Origin of the sequence: Deinococcus multiflagellatus (genome assembly GCF_020166415.1) — a bacterium.
GTDB classification, from domain to species: domain Bacteria; phylum Deinococcota; class Deinococci; order Deinococcales; family Deinococcaceae; genus Deinococcus; species Deinococcus multiflagellatus.
Genome location: NZ_JAIQXV010000001.1, coordinates 563,305 through 577,536, shown reverse-complemented (window position 1 = coordinate 577,536; position 14,232 = coordinate 563,305). Strand labels below are relative to the sequence as shown.

Genomic DNA, 14,232 nt, shown 5'->3' with positions numbered 1-14,232 from the left:
CACAGCGCTGCCCTCACGGCCCTCGCAGTGAACTGGTCAGGGTCCGGCGATGAGCGGGGAGAAGAAGCGCGGCCGGAAAGCGGGCAAAGCTCCCGCCAAGACCCCCGGCCGCAAGCCTGACAAACTCACCCACCTGGAAGAACTGTTCGCGGTCGAATACGTGATCGACTGGAACGGGGCCGCCGCCGTGCGCCGCGCCGGGTACAAGGTGAAGAGCGACGTGGCCGCCGGGGTGCAGGCCAACCGATTGCTTAAAAAAGCTAAGGTCCTGGCCCGGGTCGAAACGGCGAAGGCGGAAGCGCTGGAGCGGGCGGGCATCCGGGCAGAAGCCGTGCTGCTGGAATTGGCCAAGATCGGCTTCGCCAGCAAGCGCCGCATCATGGGTGTGGATGAGGATGGGCAGCCCTTCCTCCGGCCGGGCAGCGAGATCCCTGACGCGGATCTTGACGCGGTGCAGGACTTCAGCTTCCAGGTGATTGAGATCGAGACACCCACCAAGGAAGGCATCAAAGTGGAACGCCGCCGCTCTGGCCGGGTGAAGATGCACGATAAGCGGGCCGCGCTCGTCGATCTTGGGAAGTACATTGGGATCTTCGGGCCGGAGAAGGTGCAGGTCAGCACGCCGGAAGGGCAGCCCCTGCAGGTGGAGAACGTCAACGCCATTCCGGAAGTGGACCGGGCCGAGCGGGTGGCTGCCCTGATCGCCGCTGCCACCGCACGAAAGACCGATGCAGACCGCTGAGGTGCAATCCGCGCTGGACCAGCTCACACCCAATGAGCTGCGGCTGATCGACATGCTCAGTGATCCGAACTGCATCTGGGCGCCCCAGCCCGGGCCGCAGCTGGAAGCGTACTTCAGCCCGGCAGACATCCTCTTCTATGGCGGCGCGGCTGGCGGGGGGAAAACGGACCTGGCGCTGGGCCTGTCCCTCACCGCACACCAGCGCGCCGTGATCTTCCGCCGCGTGTACCCCGAGCTGAAGGGCATCATTGAGCGCCTGAAGAACCTCACCCACGGCATGGGAAAGTACAACGCCACGGAACACGTCTGGCGCGGTGTGGTGGGTGGTAAGCGTCGCGTGATTGAGCTGGAATCCATCCAGCACGAGGACGATAAGAAGAATCAGCAGGGCCGTGACCGAGACCTGCATATCTTCGACGAGGTGCCCAACTTCAGTGAGTCCCAGGTGCGCTTCGTGATCGGCTGGAACCGCACCGCTGACCCGCAGCAGCGCACCCGCGTGGTGCTGACCGGCAACCCGCCCACCGATCCGGAAGGCGAGTGGGTGGTGAAGATGTTCGCGCCCTGGCTGGTGGCGGAGTACCGCGTCACCCTCACCGACCCCCTGACCGGCAAGGTGATCCTGGGAGAGGACGGCCTGCCCATCGAGCTGGGCCCAGCCGAACCCGGAGAGTTGCGCTGGTTCGTGGTGGATGCCCAGGGTAAGGACCACGCCGTGCGGGACGGTACGCCCTGCTACGTGAAAGGTGTGGTGGACAAAGACGGTGACCTCACCCTGGTCACGCCTAAGAGCCGCACCTTCATTCCAGCCCGCGTGACAGACAACGAGTTCTACATGCGGACCGGGTACATGGCCACGCTGCAGGCCCTGCCCGAGCCGCTGCGCTCGCAGATGCTGGAAGGGAAATTCGACCTGAAGACCGATGACCACCCCTGGCAGGTCATTCCCACCGCCTGGGTGGAAGAAGCCATGGCCCGCTGGACTGAGCAGCGCCCCGACGTGCCGCAGAGCGCCTTGGGCGTGGACGTGGCCCGCGGCGGCAAGGACCGCACCGTGATCTCGCCTCGCTACGGCACCTGGTACGCGCCCCCACTCGTCTACCCCGGCACCGTGACCCGCGATGGGGACGCGGTGGCCGCCCTGGTGCTCAACGCCCGAGAGGGGAACGCGCCGATCTTCATCGACGCCACGAACGTGGGCACCAGCGCCTACGACAGCCTCAAGCGGATGGACGGGGTGCAGGTCACGGCGGTGGTGAACAGCTCTGGCACCAAGGAACGCGACATGAGCGGCGCTCTGACCTTCGCCAACCTGCGCGCCCTGACCTACTGGCGCCTGCGGGAAGCACTCGACCCGGTGAAAGGGGATGGGCTGGCCCTGCCCCCAGATCCGGTACTGAAGGCGGACCTCTGCGCCCCCCGGTGGAAGCTCACCGCGCGCGGCATCCAGGTGGAGCTGAAAGAAGACATCATCGCGCGCATCGGCCGCAGCCCTGACGTGGGTGACGCTGTGGTCATGGCCCTGATGACACCAGCCAAGCCGCCGCAGTTCCACGTGCCCGGAACCTACAGCCAGCCGCTGGGTGGGTGAGTAGAGTGGAGCATGATCAAGATGACCTGGGAGAAGGGTGAGCTGGATGATCGGGCGGAAGGCATCGTGGTGGAAACCACCACCAGCTGGGCCCGGGTTGGTGAGCGTGCCATCGTGGAATTTGACGTTCCGTATGGCACCTTCGACGGTCAACCCCGTTCAGAAGAGTCTTCAGGTGAGGTCATTCGCTTCCCTGATCGTGGGAATGCCACGCACCGCATTCCCTATCCAGCAGTCGAAACAGGTATGCCCCCGCACCTGCTGATTGACCTGGACTGATCCGCACAGTCACCTGCCCGGGCATCCTCACCTCAGCTCGGACATGGCTTCACGCCTGGCAGTGCATCTGACCAGCGGAGTGTCAGCAGCGGGCCACCACAACCCAGCCCATCGCCGAACACCAGCCCGGTGCATCGGCGCGTTCTGCTGTCCTCACAAACTGGGCCAAATGCCGCTTTGGGTCAAGGAATGCGTCAATTGGAGTGAACCTGGACACTCTTCAACCTGTCACGCGCCGCCGGACCATAACTGCGTGCCTGGGGGCAACGTTCCGCCCGGCTCACACGAGGTGCGTCATGAGGAAATCGATTTTGCTGATCCCCCTGTCCCTTTTCTCTACTCTCGGCATCGCCACCCGCAGTTATCTGGATGACGGCTGGGAGATGGTGACCCACATATGGGACAACGTGACCCGCTGGGATTACCTGAAGCCTGCAATGTTCAAACTGAGTGATGCGACGGCAGAACTGCAGCGTGCGGATCTGGCGCAGAGCCAGATGCCCATGCAGGCCGCCCCGACGCAGCGAACCATCCGTGTGACCCTGGATCAGCGCCCCGCCCTGCGAATGTTTACCCTGCCGCGAAACGACTTCGCGTACTGAAGATTGATGATGAATCAAACCCCTCGAATTCGAGGGGTTTTTCCTGTCACGCCGCACCCGACCATGCACCCATGACCGCGCCTGCACCTGTCTCAACCAAAACCCCGCTGCAACGCGCGAAAGACGCCCAGCAGGCCCGTACCAGCAACGAAGTCCTGAAGCTCACCTACCAGATCATGCAGGACAACCATTGGGCGGACGGCCAGGGCTGGACCGGCCCCCTGCCCAAGTTCGATGGCAGTGCGGACGGGGCGCGCAACGTTGCCCGGGTCACCGAAGAGATCCGGCGCCAGTTCGTGAGTCGCAACCTCGTGGATAACGTGGTGGGCCGCCACGTCTGGGGTATCGCGGGGCGTGAACCGCTGATCGGCATCCGCCCCCGCCGCCGGGTGAAGGACGGGCAGAAGCCCACGGTGAAGGAACAGGGGTTTATCGACGAGTACTGGGACGCCTTCACCGATTGGTGGGACAACAGTGGCGTGTGGCTGGCGATTCAGCAGGCCCTGCGTAATGCGGTCTGGAGCGGTGCCGGCACCCTACGCCTGTTCGTGCCGCGCAGCAAGCTCCGGCAGGTGGGGCGGACGGTAGAAGGGCAGCCCGTCATGGGTGTGCCGGGCGGGTTGAAGCTCGCTGAGGCCATGGGCTTCATCAGCGTGCACGCCCCGGAGTGGGACAAGGCAGGGATCGTGCGGGACAGTGAAGGCCGCGTCACCAGCGCCTACTACCGCTACACCAACGAGCAGGATCAGGAGCGGTGGGAGCTGCAGGAACGCAGAACTGAGGGCGAGGTGCGCGGCACGCTCGTCACCCCGGCCGCCACTGGCCAGGACACCGACCCGGCGGACTTCTACCCTCTGCCCGACCTGATGCTGTTCGAGATCAACCTCAAGCCCCTGGTGACCGAGAGCATCCGGCGCCTGTCCCAGTTCGGCAACAAGATCATGACGATGGGCAGCCGCAACATCGACCTGGGCGGCTTCATCGAGCGCACCATCCTGAACGCGCAGATGCCCGGGGAGTGGGTTGAAGACAAAACTGCGCTCGACGGCCGCCGGTTCGTGCCCAGCACCTACAACGTGGGCGCCGGCGTCACGAACTTCCTCAACGGCACGGCCGTGTTCACCCACGATGAAGCCACCGGGCAGATGATCCCGACCGGCAACTTCGCCACGCCCAACATCGTGTACAAGGACCCGGTGCAGTGGGCCACCTTCGGGGAGACCTTCGCCGCGGTGCGTGAAGCCGTGTTCGATGAAGCCCGGCAGCTGCACGTCCTGATCGCCGGGGATGCGATGGCCAACGGCATCTCCCGGGTGCAGGCGGTGCAGGACTTCATCACCTCACTGGAGCCCACCCGCATGGCCCTGGAGCAGCTGCTGCGCTGGCTGATCAGCACGGTGGTGTCTCTGGCCCTGCACTTCACCAACCGCCGCGCGGAGTGGGAGGACTTCAAAGCCACAGCCCAGGCCCGGATCAGCGCGGTGCAGCCCACCCCCGAGCAGATCAAGACCGCCAACGAGATGCGTGATGCCCGGCGCATCTCGTACAAGACCTGGTGCGCCCTGGTGGGCATAGAGGAGAGCGAGGCGGAGCTGACCGGGCTGGCCTCGGAGCCCATCACGCAGGACGTGGCCCTGGTGCTGCTGGAGAAAGCTCCTACCTGGGTGGGCCTGAAAGCCCTGAGCCTCGCCTTTCCCGCGCTGGGCATTTCGGAAGAGGACATCACCATGCAGCGTGAGGCGGATCTGGGTGGGCCGCCGCCAGTGCAGGGTGACCAGGGTGAAGGTGACGAGGAAGAGACAGAAGAGGAACAGGGCGCGGCCTGAACCCGTTCTGTCACGCCCGGGCAGACGCTCAGCTATGACCCAAGATCATGTTCAACAGTTGATGGAGTTGGGGATTGCCGCCTGTGTGTACTTCAATGATGCCGAAGAGGCGACCCGGTGGCTGAAACGCCCCAATATCGCCCTGCATTTTGCCTGCCCAGGGGAATACGCTTCACGAGGCCTCGCTGAGATAGCAGAGCTTCGTCTCATGCTGAACCGAATGGAACACGGCGTTTACACCTGAATCCAATCCTGTCACGCCCAGGCAGACGCTACGGGCATGAACACCTACGATTCCCGCCCCGACACCCACGCGCATATCGCCGAGGTGCGGGGCTTGCTGCTGGCCGCTGTGCAGGACCTGACCCGGCGCGCGCACGTGCATGACCTGAGCAAATTGGCCAGCCCGGAAGTCGAGGTATTTGACACGGTGACGCCCCGCCTGCGTGAACTCGAGTACGGCAGTGAGGCGTACAAGGCCAGCCTGAAAGAGATGGGTGCGGCGCTGCAGCACCACTACCTGCACAATGACCACCACCCCGAACACCACCTGAACGGCATCCGGGATATGAACCTGCTGCAGCTGCTGGAAATGCTGTGCGACTGGATGGCCGCCACGAAACGTCACGCCACCGGGGACATTCGCAAGAGCATCCAGATCAACGCGGAGCGGTTCGGCTACGGCGAAGGGCTGACCGCCCTGCTGCTGAACACCGTGCCGGCACTCGAGTACTTGGCCGATGAGCAGCGGGACGTTGAACTGCTGCGTGAGTTCCGGGCGGCCCAGCGTGACTTCAACCTGTGGAAGGTGCAGGACAGCCATGGCGTGCTCTCCGACGGGTACCGCGTGGCAGAGGCCCGGTACTGGGCCGCACACACCGCGCTGACCGGCCAGGGGCGATAAACCATGCCGCCGATTGTCAATGCCTGGACACAAGCGGACCGCGCCCGCATGGCTGAGTTCACCGTGGCCCTGGACGCCCTGGCCCGTGAGCATGGCTTCCGGTTGGAAAGCAACCTTCAGGTGATTGAGGATGTGAGGTCCTTTCCGCGCCTGCGGCTGACCTTCCAGCAGGGGGATCAGCCGCAGGCGCAGGCGGAACGTGCCCTGGCGGCGCAGGCCATCCGCGCCCACTTCGCCAATGAGTCCTGACCTTCACCTGTACCAGATCCGCTGCGCGTTCTGTCGGTACTGGCAACCCACCCTGCCGCGCGACAATGCCAACTGGGGATACTGCGAGGTCTGGGAGGTGATGGAGTCCCCGCAGGTGGCGAAAGAGAATCCGGGCCCCACGCTGATCCTGACGGACCCCAGCCAGCTGGACCGGAAGATGGTCACCAATGAGAGCTTCGGGTGCAACCACATCCGGCGGATTGACGAATGAACCCGGCACAGAAGCGCCTGATCGAGCAGGCCCGCGCGGCGGAGGAAGAGGCCCTGGCCCAGGCCAGAGGGGCCGCCCTGCGGCAGTTCCAGCAGGTCAACCTGAAGGCCGCCGAGCGTGCTTTGAAGGCGGCGCTCAGCCTGCCCCGTGCCCAGCGCCCAGCCGCGTTGCGGGGCGTGCTGCAACTGATCAGTGAAGCGGCGAAGACCACCGGCCTTCCACCCGCTGAGCTGCTCAGGGTGGTGCGGCGATCGGTGCAGGACCGGGCGCTGAACACGCGAGACCTATCCGTGCTGACAGACCCGGCCCTGGTCTTTCCCGATCCACGTGAGGCGGCAGCGGCAGCGGTGCAGCGCCAGCGGCGGGAGATGAACCGGTACTGGGCCAAGGAAAGCCAGCGCTTCCGGGATGACGCGGCCCGGACCGCGCGTGAAGCCCTGCGAAAGAACCTGTCCGCAGAGCAGGCCGCTGACCTGCTGCAGGAACGTTTGAACGTGAGCCGTAGCCGGGCCGTCCTGATCGCCCAGGATCAGCTGCTGACCGCTGCCGCCACCGCTGAGCGCAACCTGCTGAAAGCCGCTGGGGTCAAAGAGTTCCAGTGGCGCTCCCTGATGGACGGCAGACAGCGCAGGGCCCACGAGTTGCTGCACGGCCGGGTCTTCACCTGGCGCAGCGCCCCAGAGCTGCCCGGGCAGGCCATCCGCTGCCGCTGCCGGGCGGTGGTGCCGCTCAAGGACGTGTCACGCGCAGGGGAAGGCTGAGCCATGGAACCTCAGCGCCTCGCCTCGCACCCGCACTGCCTGACCGCGCCCGGCACCACGGTGGCCATCCAGAACGACCCCCGCACCTTCACGGTGCGCAGCGGCTGGGTGGCGTACCAGAGCGGCAAGAAGCGCAACGCCTACATTCTTGAGGACGAAGAGGGTACCTTTCACTGCGCCCTGAACGGTTGGCTGACCCCGTTCGCGTGGGTGAGTGACCACCTCGCCTCCCTGCAGGCCTGTCAGCGTGAGGAACTGGAGCTGCGCGCCGCACTCCGGCAAGCCGCTGGCGAGAACTGAGGCTCAGCGCCGCACAGCGCGTCCCACACGGGGCGCGTTTTTCGTGTGGGGGTGTCACGCGCGGTTTCACGCTGGAACCATGACGCAAGGCGTTCAGCCCACCACCAAGGCGCAAGGCGCCGCCGTCCCCTCGCTGGCCCTCCTGGGCCTGTACGAAACGCGGCGCGGCATGTTCGGCCCCCAGCTCACCCTCTGGGAAGGCGGGGCGGCCACGGCGGCCGGCACCACCACTGTGCAAGGCACAGGTGACCAGACCGCCCAGGGTGGCGGTGAGCGACGCATGACGGACGCCGAGTGGCGCCAGATGCGCCGCACCCAGCTCGACGGCGCAGACCTGAAGGAACTGGTGAACAAGGTCATTGACCTGGAAGCCAGCAACTTCAAGCTCCGCCAGCGCGAGACCCCGGAGGGCGGGAAGTCCCTCACCCCCGACGAGGCGAAAGAGTGGGAAGCCTACCGCGCCCTCGGGAAGCCTGCCGACCTGAAAACCGAACTGGAAACCGGGAAACTCGCGGTCACAGAACGGGACACCCTGAAGCGCAGCGCGGAAGTGGCCACGGTCGCGGACGTCGCCAAGGCCAAGGCCAGCGTGCTCACGGAGCGCCTGGACCGGGACAGCCTGAGCGCCAAGGTGCAGGGCGAAGGCGACAAACGCGCCGTTCACGTCTTCGACAAGGACGGCAAGGATCTGGGCGAGCTGAAAACCTACGCCCAGCAGCACTGGGCCGATTACGTGCCCGCCCTGTTTCCCACTGACACCCAGACCACGCAGTCGCAAGGCGGCACCGCGGTCACCGGGCAGGCCGGCGCCAGTGCGGGCACAGGCAGCAACGGGCTGCACGGGTACGCCGCCAAGGTGCTGGCAGACCGGCAAGCCGCCGCCAATCCCACTCCCCCCGCTGGAGGAACCGCATGACCGTAATTAAGAAGTTTGGTCTGGCCGCTTTCGTGGCTGACCGCGCCAGCATGGCCACCTTCGGAACCGGCGTTCAGATCGATTTCGCCGCGTTCACCGACGCCAAGTACGGCACCGCCGGGAAGCGTGTTATTCCCGCCGGCACCATCATCGAGCCCACTGGCAACAGCACCACGGGTGAGTACCTGTGCGGCCCTGGCGCCGGCACGGCCGGCAAGCCCCAGCTGATCCTGAAAACGGACGCGGAGGAAGACGGCCGGGGCATGGCGGCCAGCGGCTACGGCGCCTACGTGGGCGGTGTGGTGTACGAGAACGTGCTGCCTGACGCCAGTGGCAGCCCGCGTGTGCTGGCCAACGCCACGGTGCGTGCGGCCCTCGCCACCCGATTCACCTTCATGAAGTGGGAGGACCGTCGATGAACCTGTCCTGGGCTCAAGTCATTGCCGCGCTGTCGGTGAACCGCGCGCTGATCGAGATCGCCAACACGCCCCCGTCCGCCGCCGAATACCTGTCCGGCCGCTTCCTGCCCCGTGTCCAGATGCCGGACTACGACGTGGACGGCGGCATGATGGAGATCCGCACCGTCATGGCCGGTCACGTGGGGATGGACAGCCGCTACCCCGAAGGAACGGCCATCCAACTGTCCACCTACGGCCACAAGACCGCCAAGCTGGCGCAGGCCATCCGCCTGGATGAAGCGCCTGCCCGCAGCCTGCAGCAGCTCCTGCTGCGCGCCACTGCTGGCCAGATCCCCGGCCGCACCGTGAATGACTTCATGGGCGAAGCGGGCATGAACCTGTTCAACAAGGGCGTGATTCAGTCCCTGGATGACAGTGCCGAGTACCTGGCCATGCAGGCCCTGACGCAGGGCAAGATCGACTGGATGTTCAACGGCCGTCGCCTGCTGGTGGACTACAAGGTGCCGAACAGCAACATCATCACCCTGACCGGGACGGACCACGTGGGAGGCACCACCTCCAAGCTGTGGACCGCGCTGAGCCAGGCGGAAAAGATCGTGAAGGGCAGCGTGGGCATCGTGATGAGCCAGAACACGCTGCAGGCCGCGATCGACAACCCCGCCAACCGCATGGACATCGTGAGCGACGTGTACAGCCCGGAGCGGAACATCCGCACGGTGACGGTGCGCCGCACGCAGAGCCTGCAGAGCGACGGCAACGGCGGCTTCACCATCGCCAGCACGGGCGATCAGGCCCGCAGCGCCACCCTGATCGGGTACGGCCGTGAGGGGCAGATCATCGACCCCACCACGCCCGGGGAAACCATCGGCGTGCCCATGGTGGATGACGATGTGATCAGCGTCATCGGCCGCAACACCACGAACCAGCTGGTCAGCCTGACCGGCACCCAGATCCCGGAGCAGGCGCTGGGGTACTACCACGTGGCGCCCACGGTGGAAGGCACGTGGCGCGGTGAGCCCCTGGGCCGCTGGGGCCGTCTGTACACCCCCGAGAATGACCCGTTCGCCCTGGTGGGCGAAGGTGTGGAGAACGGCCTGCCCGTGATCCGCAACAGCCGCCGCCTTGTGCTGATCCGGAGGCAGTGAGCATGACGCAGACCGTGAAGGTGACTGAACTGGCGCGCACCTACACCAAGAACGGTGAGCGCTTCGGGCCCTTCAAGGCGACGGCTGAACAGCCGTTCCTTGAGGTGCCCGCCGCCATCGCTATGGCCAGCGGCGCCCCCGTGTATGACGGGGAGGCCGCTGAGCCGGACGCGGGGGCAGATGTTGAGGACCTGCTGCAGGCCAACCGTGACCTGAAAGCAGACCTCGACAAGAGCGACGCCGAACTTGGTGCGGTGTTGGACGCCATGGGGTGGGTGCCTGGGCAGGGCATTGCCCCCGCTGACCTGATCCGCAACATCAAGGGCGGCGCCGAGACCAATCGCCAGCTGCTGGATCAGGCACAGGTCCGCATTCTGGAGTTGGAGCGCGAGACTGGTGAGCTGCGCCTGCAGGTGACTGACCTGCAGGCCCTGGTGCCGCCCCTGGAAAGCGAGGCTGCCCCGGACCAGGGCAGTGAGGCGCAGGGGGATTCCACCGGTGAGCCCTCCACTGAGCCGGACGCCCCGGCCACCGGCACGCCCCTGCCGGATGACATCGCATTCCGCACCCTGCTGCTCGACAACGGCTTCGACACGATGGAGAAGCTGGAAGCGGGCCTGAAGGTGGCGGAAGGTCAGACCGAAAGCCCGGTGCAGCAGATCAACGGCATCGGCGGGAAGACTGTGAAGGCGTACCAGCAGCTGCTGGCTGATCGGAAGGCCCAGCAGTGACCCTCACGGCCCCCACCTTCCCGCTCACCCCGGCAGTGGCCCTGCAGCACCTGCGGGATGCGCTGGGGGCCAACTATGGCGCGGAGACGGATGACACCACCCTGAGCCGCGCGCTGAGCGTGGATGGGGTACGTGACGCGCCGCCCACCGACCCCGCCGCGCAGTTCCACGTCCGCCCCTGGGCCACGGCCGCGCGCCTGCTGAAAGACAACACGGAATACGAGGTGGATAAGGGCCTGAAAGCCCGGATCGACCGGAAGATTCAGGGTCTGGAAGCCACGCAGCGGCAGATGGATGCCCTGGCCGGCATCACGGCCATGGTGCCCGGTGCCCAGCAGAGCTGGGGACCGGTGAGTGGCGCCGTGCCCACCCGGGGGAACTGGTAATGCCAGTCGATGCCCGTCCGTTCCTATGGCTCACTACCGAGGGCGGGGGCCGGATCAAGTGCAGCCGGGTGGAACTCGTGCCCCTCGCACTGGGTCTGGCCAGTGGTCCCCAAGGTGGGGCGCTCACTGACAACCCCACCCACAAAGTCACGGTCTACACCGTGTTCGGCACGCCCCCTGCTGACCTCGCAGAGAACAGGCGCGTGACCATTGACGGCATCGCCTACACCATCCTGCGCAATGGTATCCAGCGTGATGCCGGAACCTGGACGGTGTACCTGCGCGCGGTGCGTGAGACGGTGCGGCCATGATTGTCATTCGCACCGACGCCAAGTTGCCCCGCACCCTGCAGCGCCTGGAAGGGGCCCCGCTCGAAGCCACCCGCACGGCCATGAACACCGCGCGGGACTTCCTGCGGGAGGAAGCGCGGCGCAACGTCTCCAAGGGCGGCAGCCGTGGTCTGAATGTCCGCAGTGGCGCCCTGCACCGGTCCATCCGCACCTACATGCGGCCCACGCCGCATGGCGCCCAGCTGAGCCTGGGCAGCCTCTTCTACGGGCTGGTGCACAACAAGGGCATGACCATCACAGCCAAGGCCGCGCCCATGCTGAAGTACTACATCCCGGGCGTGGGGTGGCGACAATCCAAGAGCGTCACCTTGCCACGCAAGCCCTGGGCGGATGACGCGGCGAAGGCCCTGCAGGAACGCTTCCCCGGCATGCTGCGCCAGGCATTGCGCCAGAGGCTGTCGTGAAGCCTCTCAGCGTGATCGCGGCGCTGGAGGATCAGCTGCGTGAGCTGCTGCCCCAGTACTCCGTGCTGGCCCGCCCGCCGGTGGAATCTGAATTGGCGCCCGGCCAGATCTGGGTAACCACGGAAAGCATCGAACCGGCAGACGGTCAGACCGCTGACCAGGGGCAGACCACCCGCCTGCGCGTGCCCGTGTTCGTGGTCATGGTCATGGACGTACCCAACAGCCCGGAGTACGCCCGCGCAGGTACTGCCCGGCGCCTGCAGGTGGTGCAGGCCGTGCAGCGGGTCTGCCGGGATTACGAAGATCCAAGCGCCCTGCTGCTGTACCAGGGTGAGCAGCTGTTCGTGGATGAGGGGTTCAGCGTCAGTGGTACGCGGCTGGACATCGAATTCTCACTGGACGCCGATGAGGAGGCACCCGAATGAGCGACAAATGGTTTGAAGGGAAGAAAGATGCCCCCGAGGGCACGATTGCCGGTGTGGGCAAGGTGGGCCCGGGCGTGAAGGTGCGCGCCCGTGATGAAGCACACGAGAAGGCCATCAAGGCCACCGGCTACTACGTGACTTCGACGGCCCCGAAGGTTGAGAGCGCACCCGCTGAAGCCGAGGGGCAGACGGACCAGACCCTCGCCCCCACGCCCGCCGCGCCTGAGAAGCGCGCAAAGGACGGTAAATAATGCCCTGGGATAAACGTCCAAACCTGGGCCGGTTCGGCGGCATCATGTTCGCGCTGCAGACCGCCGTGGGCAGCGCCGCCGCTGCACCCACCCACACCCTGAAGGCCACGCAGTTCATGCCCCCGCTCGAGCAGCTGATCCGCACCAAGGACGAAGGGTCCAACGGTACGATCCGCAACCGCCGCAGCCGTGTGCAGGGCGTGCAGGCCGATGCCCGCACCGTCACCGTGGAACTGACCATGGCGGCACTCAAGGAGCTGCTGAAGGTGTTGGGGCCGGTGGCCACGAACGTGATCACCCCGTCCGACATGAATTTCGACAACCTGGCCCCCGGTATTCCGCTGACCATCTGGCAGCTGCACCCCACCGGCGACCGCGTGGCCCAGGATGTGCAGGTGGGCAGCATTCAGATCAGCGTGAACAGCCGCGCGAATGTCACCGCCCAGATCAGCTTCATGGTCACCAGCAGCCAGAAACTCGTGGCGGCCGTCACCGCGCCGGTCACGCCCGACGATCAGCTGCAGTTCAAGCACTGGTGGCTCAAAATCAACGACGTGCTGTACAAGCCTGAAACCGGCGGGGTCAACATTCAGATCCCGATGCAGGTGGTGGACGGCGCCAACGGCACGAACGCGGCCCTGGCGGATTACCCCGTGGGGTGGGAGCGCACCGACAGCCCCACCATCACCACCACCTTCAGCCTGCCCGTGCTGGTGACCGCCCTGCGCGATGCCTACGAGCAGAACACGCTGGTGAAGGTGGAGAGTGGCTTCACCCTGCCCGGCGCGACGCCCAAGACGCTGAAGTTCACCGTGGACACCGCCGAGGTCAACAGCGTGAACGTGCCGTCCGGCATGGAGCGCGTGGTGGTGCCGTATGAAGCCGTGGGGGTCAGTGAAGACACCCTGGCGGAATACGAGATCGCGCTGCCAGCCTGAACCCGGAACGCTGACCTGCCCCCGCCGCCCTGCGCGCGGGGGTTTCCCGTTCCGGTGGGTGTCACGCGCCCAACCACACTGCGGATGTGAACAGATCAAAACGGCCGGTCCTGAAAAACTTCTTTGAAGAAGTGACGCTGAGCACAGGCGTGGTGGTCAAGATCCGCAAGGTGGACCTGCAGGCAAACTCGCAGGCCAGCATGCGTGAGATGGTGACCGCCGCCATCACCCGGGTGGGCGCTGAGAATGCCATGGAAGGCAGCAACCTGCTGAAAAAGATCCTGGCCGGCGATGAGCGCGCCGATGAAGTACTTGAAGACCTGGTTCAATTCCCCGACCTTGTGGTGGGGATGGAGCACGGCGGCAAGGTGAGCCTGCTGGAGCGCGCCTGCGTCAGCCCGACCCTCGATGAGTTGATCGGCTGGTATGAAGGCAACCGCGCGCTGCCGGACCTGGGCCTGGGGCCGGACTTCAACATCCTGCTCACCTACGTGCGCCAGCACAGCCAGATCGGCACGGCCACCGCCCGCGAGGTGGCGGAAACCAAGATGTTTCCTGATGGAGTGGGGGACCGTGCTGGATCAGGTGGGGAAGAGGTACAGCAAGCGGCCGAGTGAGCTGGTGCCCTGGCCTGAAGGGACCACGGAACGCGAGCGGTTGTCTTTCGACCTCGGGGTGTACTACTGGGCCAGGGGTGAGGACGCAAAAGATGAGTGGTGGCGCCGCGCCCAACCTGGCCGCCCAACCGACTGACCCCCGCCCGGCGGGGGTTTGTCCATTG

General features: G+C 65.8%; 22 protein-coding genes. All 22 read left to right on the top strand.

What is annotated here, in order from left to right:
• The first annotated feature begins 49 nt into the window (after positions 1–49).
• Positions 50–742, top strand: a complete 693-nt coding sequence (locus tag K7W41_RS02775) for a terminase small subunit (RefSeq protein WP_224604438.1) — start codon at positions 50–52, stop codon at positions 740–742.
• Entirely contained in the window at positions 729–2,333 is a 1,605-nt protein-coding gene (locus K7W41_RS02770; protein ID WP_224604437.1) for a YlaK family protein, read from the top strand. The genes K7W41_RS02775 and K7W41_RS02770 overlap by 14 nt, the downstream gene beginning before the upstream one ends.
• Before the next feature lie 12 nt (positions 2,334–2,345).
• Positions 2,346–2,612 carry a hypothetical protein gene (locus tag K7W41_RS02765; RefSeq protein WP_224604436.1) on the top strand — a complete coding sequence of 89 codons (267 nt, stop codon included), beginning with the start codon at positions 2,346–2,348 and terminating at the stop codon, positions 2,610–2,612.
• A gap of 296 nt (positions 2,613–2,908) precedes the next feature.
• Complete coding sequence (locus tag K7W41_RS02760; RefSeq protein WP_224604435.1) at positions 2,909–3,214, top strand: hypothetical protein; 306 nt, start codon at positions 2,909–2,911, stop codon at positions 3,212–3,214.
• A gap of 71 nt (positions 3,215–3,285) precedes the next feature.
• A complete protein-coding gene (locus K7W41_RS02755) occupies positions 3,286–5,040 on the top strand; it encodes a hypothetical protein (RefSeq protein ID WP_224604434.1) in 1,755 nt (584 codons plus the stop codon).
• A gap of 34 nt (positions 5,041–5,074) precedes the next feature.
• On the top strand, positions 5,075–5,284 hold the full coding sequence (locus K7W41_RS02750) for an MbcA/ParS/Xre antitoxin family protein (protein WP_224604433.1): 210 nt from the start codon (positions 5,075–5,077) through the stop codon (positions 5,282–5,284).
• A 36-nt stretch (positions 5,285–5,320) separates the two neighbouring features.
• Complete coding sequence (locus K7W41_RS02745; protein WP_224604431.1) at positions 5,321–5,944, top strand: DUF5662 family protein; 624 nt, start codon at positions 5,321–5,323, stop codon at positions 5,942–5,944.
• Between the two features lie 3 nt (positions 5,945–5,947).
• Complete coding sequence (locus K7W41_RS02740) at positions 5,948–6,193, top strand: hypothetical protein (RefSeq protein WP_224604428.1); 246 nt, start codon at positions 5,948–5,950, stop codon at positions 6,191–6,193.
• Complete coding sequence (locus K7W41_RS02735; RefSeq protein ID WP_224604426.1) at positions 6,183–6,425, top strand: hypothetical protein; 243 nt, start codon at positions 6,183–6,185, stop codon at positions 6,423–6,425. Before K7W41_RS02740 ends, K7W41_RS02735 begins: the two co-directional genes overlap by 11 nt.
• Complete coding sequence (locus K7W41_RS02730; RefSeq protein ID WP_224604424.1) at positions 6,422–7,186, top strand: minor capsid protein; 765 nt, start codon at positions 6,422–6,424, stop codon at positions 7,184–7,186. Before K7W41_RS02735 ends, K7W41_RS02730 begins: the two co-directional genes overlap by 4 nt.
• A 3-nt stretch (positions 7,187–7,189) precedes the next feature.
• The gene (locus K7W41_RS02725) at positions 7,190–7,486 is read left to right on the top strand and encodes a hypothetical protein (RefSeq protein WP_224604421.1); all 297 of its coding nucleotides are present in this window, start codon (positions 7,190–7,192) and stop codon (positions 7,484–7,486) included.
• 79 nt (positions 7,487–7,565) lie between these two features.
• A complete protein-coding gene (locus K7W41_RS02720) occupies positions 7,566–8,402 on the top strand; it encodes a hypothetical protein (RefSeq protein ID WP_224604420.1) in 837 nt (278 codons plus the stop codon).
• Positions 8,399–8,821 carry a hypothetical protein gene (locus K7W41_RS02715; RefSeq protein WP_224604418.1) on the top strand — a complete coding sequence of 141 codons (423 nt, stop codon included), beginning with the start codon at positions 8,399–8,401 and terminating at the stop codon, positions 8,819–8,821. Before K7W41_RS02720 ends, K7W41_RS02715 begins: the two co-directional genes overlap by 4 nt.
• Positions 8,818–9,966 (top strand): major capsid protein, encoded by a 1,149-nt coding sequence (locus K7W41_RS02710; RefSeq protein ID WP_224604416.1) that lies wholly within the window; start codon positions 8,818–8,820, stop codon positions 9,964–9,966. Before K7W41_RS02715 ends, K7W41_RS02710 begins: the two co-directional genes overlap by 4 nt.
• A 2-nt stretch (positions 9,967–9,968) precedes the next feature.
• The gene (locus K7W41_RS02705) at positions 9,969–10,697 is read left to right on the top strand and encodes a hypothetical protein (RefSeq protein ID WP_224604413.1); all 729 of its coding nucleotides are present in this window, start codon (positions 9,969–9,971) and stop codon (positions 10,695–10,697) included.
• Entirely contained in the window at positions 10,694–11,083 is a 390-nt protein-coding gene (locus tag K7W41_RS02700) for a TraB/GumN family protein (RefSeq protein ID WP_224604411.1), read from the top strand. The genes K7W41_RS02705 and K7W41_RS02700 overlap by 4 nt, the downstream gene beginning before the upstream one ends.
• A complete protein-coding gene (locus tag K7W41_RS02695) occupies positions 11,083–11,394 on the top strand; it encodes a hypothetical protein (RefSeq protein ID WP_224604410.1) in 312 nt (103 codons plus the stop codon). The genes K7W41_RS02700 and K7W41_RS02695 overlap by 1 nt, the downstream gene beginning before the upstream one ends.
• On the top strand, positions 11,391–11,837 hold the full coding sequence (locus tag K7W41_RS02690) for a hypothetical protein (protein ID WP_224604407.1): 447 nt from the start codon (positions 11,391–11,393) through the stop codon (positions 11,835–11,837). The genes K7W41_RS02695 and K7W41_RS02690 overlap by 4 nt, the downstream gene beginning before the upstream one ends.
• On the top strand, positions 11,834–12,262 hold the full coding sequence (locus K7W41_RS02685; protein WP_224604404.1) for a hypothetical protein: 429 nt from the start codon (positions 11,834–11,836) through the stop codon (positions 12,260–12,262). The genes K7W41_RS02690 and K7W41_RS02685 overlap by 4 nt, the downstream gene beginning before the upstream one ends.
• Complete coding sequence (locus tag K7W41_RS02680; RefSeq protein ID WP_224604403.1) at positions 12,259–12,513, top strand: hypothetical protein; 255 nt, start codon at positions 12,259–12,261, stop codon at positions 12,511–12,513. The genes K7W41_RS02685 and K7W41_RS02680 overlap by 4 nt, the downstream gene beginning before the upstream one ends.
• Positions 12,513–13,451, top strand: a complete 939-nt coding sequence (locus K7W41_RS02675; protein WP_224604401.1) for a phage tail tube protein — start codon at positions 12,513–12,515, stop codon at positions 13,449–13,451. Before K7W41_RS02680 ends, K7W41_RS02675 begins: the two co-directional genes overlap by 1 nt.
• An 86-nt stretch (positions 13,452–13,537) precedes the next feature.
• Positions 13,538–14,068 carry a hypothetical protein gene (locus K7W41_RS02670; protein ID WP_224604398.1) on the top strand — a complete coding sequence of 177 codons (531 nt, stop codon included), beginning with the start codon at positions 13,538–13,540 and terminating at the stop codon, positions 14,066–14,068.
• The last annotated feature ends 164 nt before the right edge of the window (positions 14,069–14,232 follow it).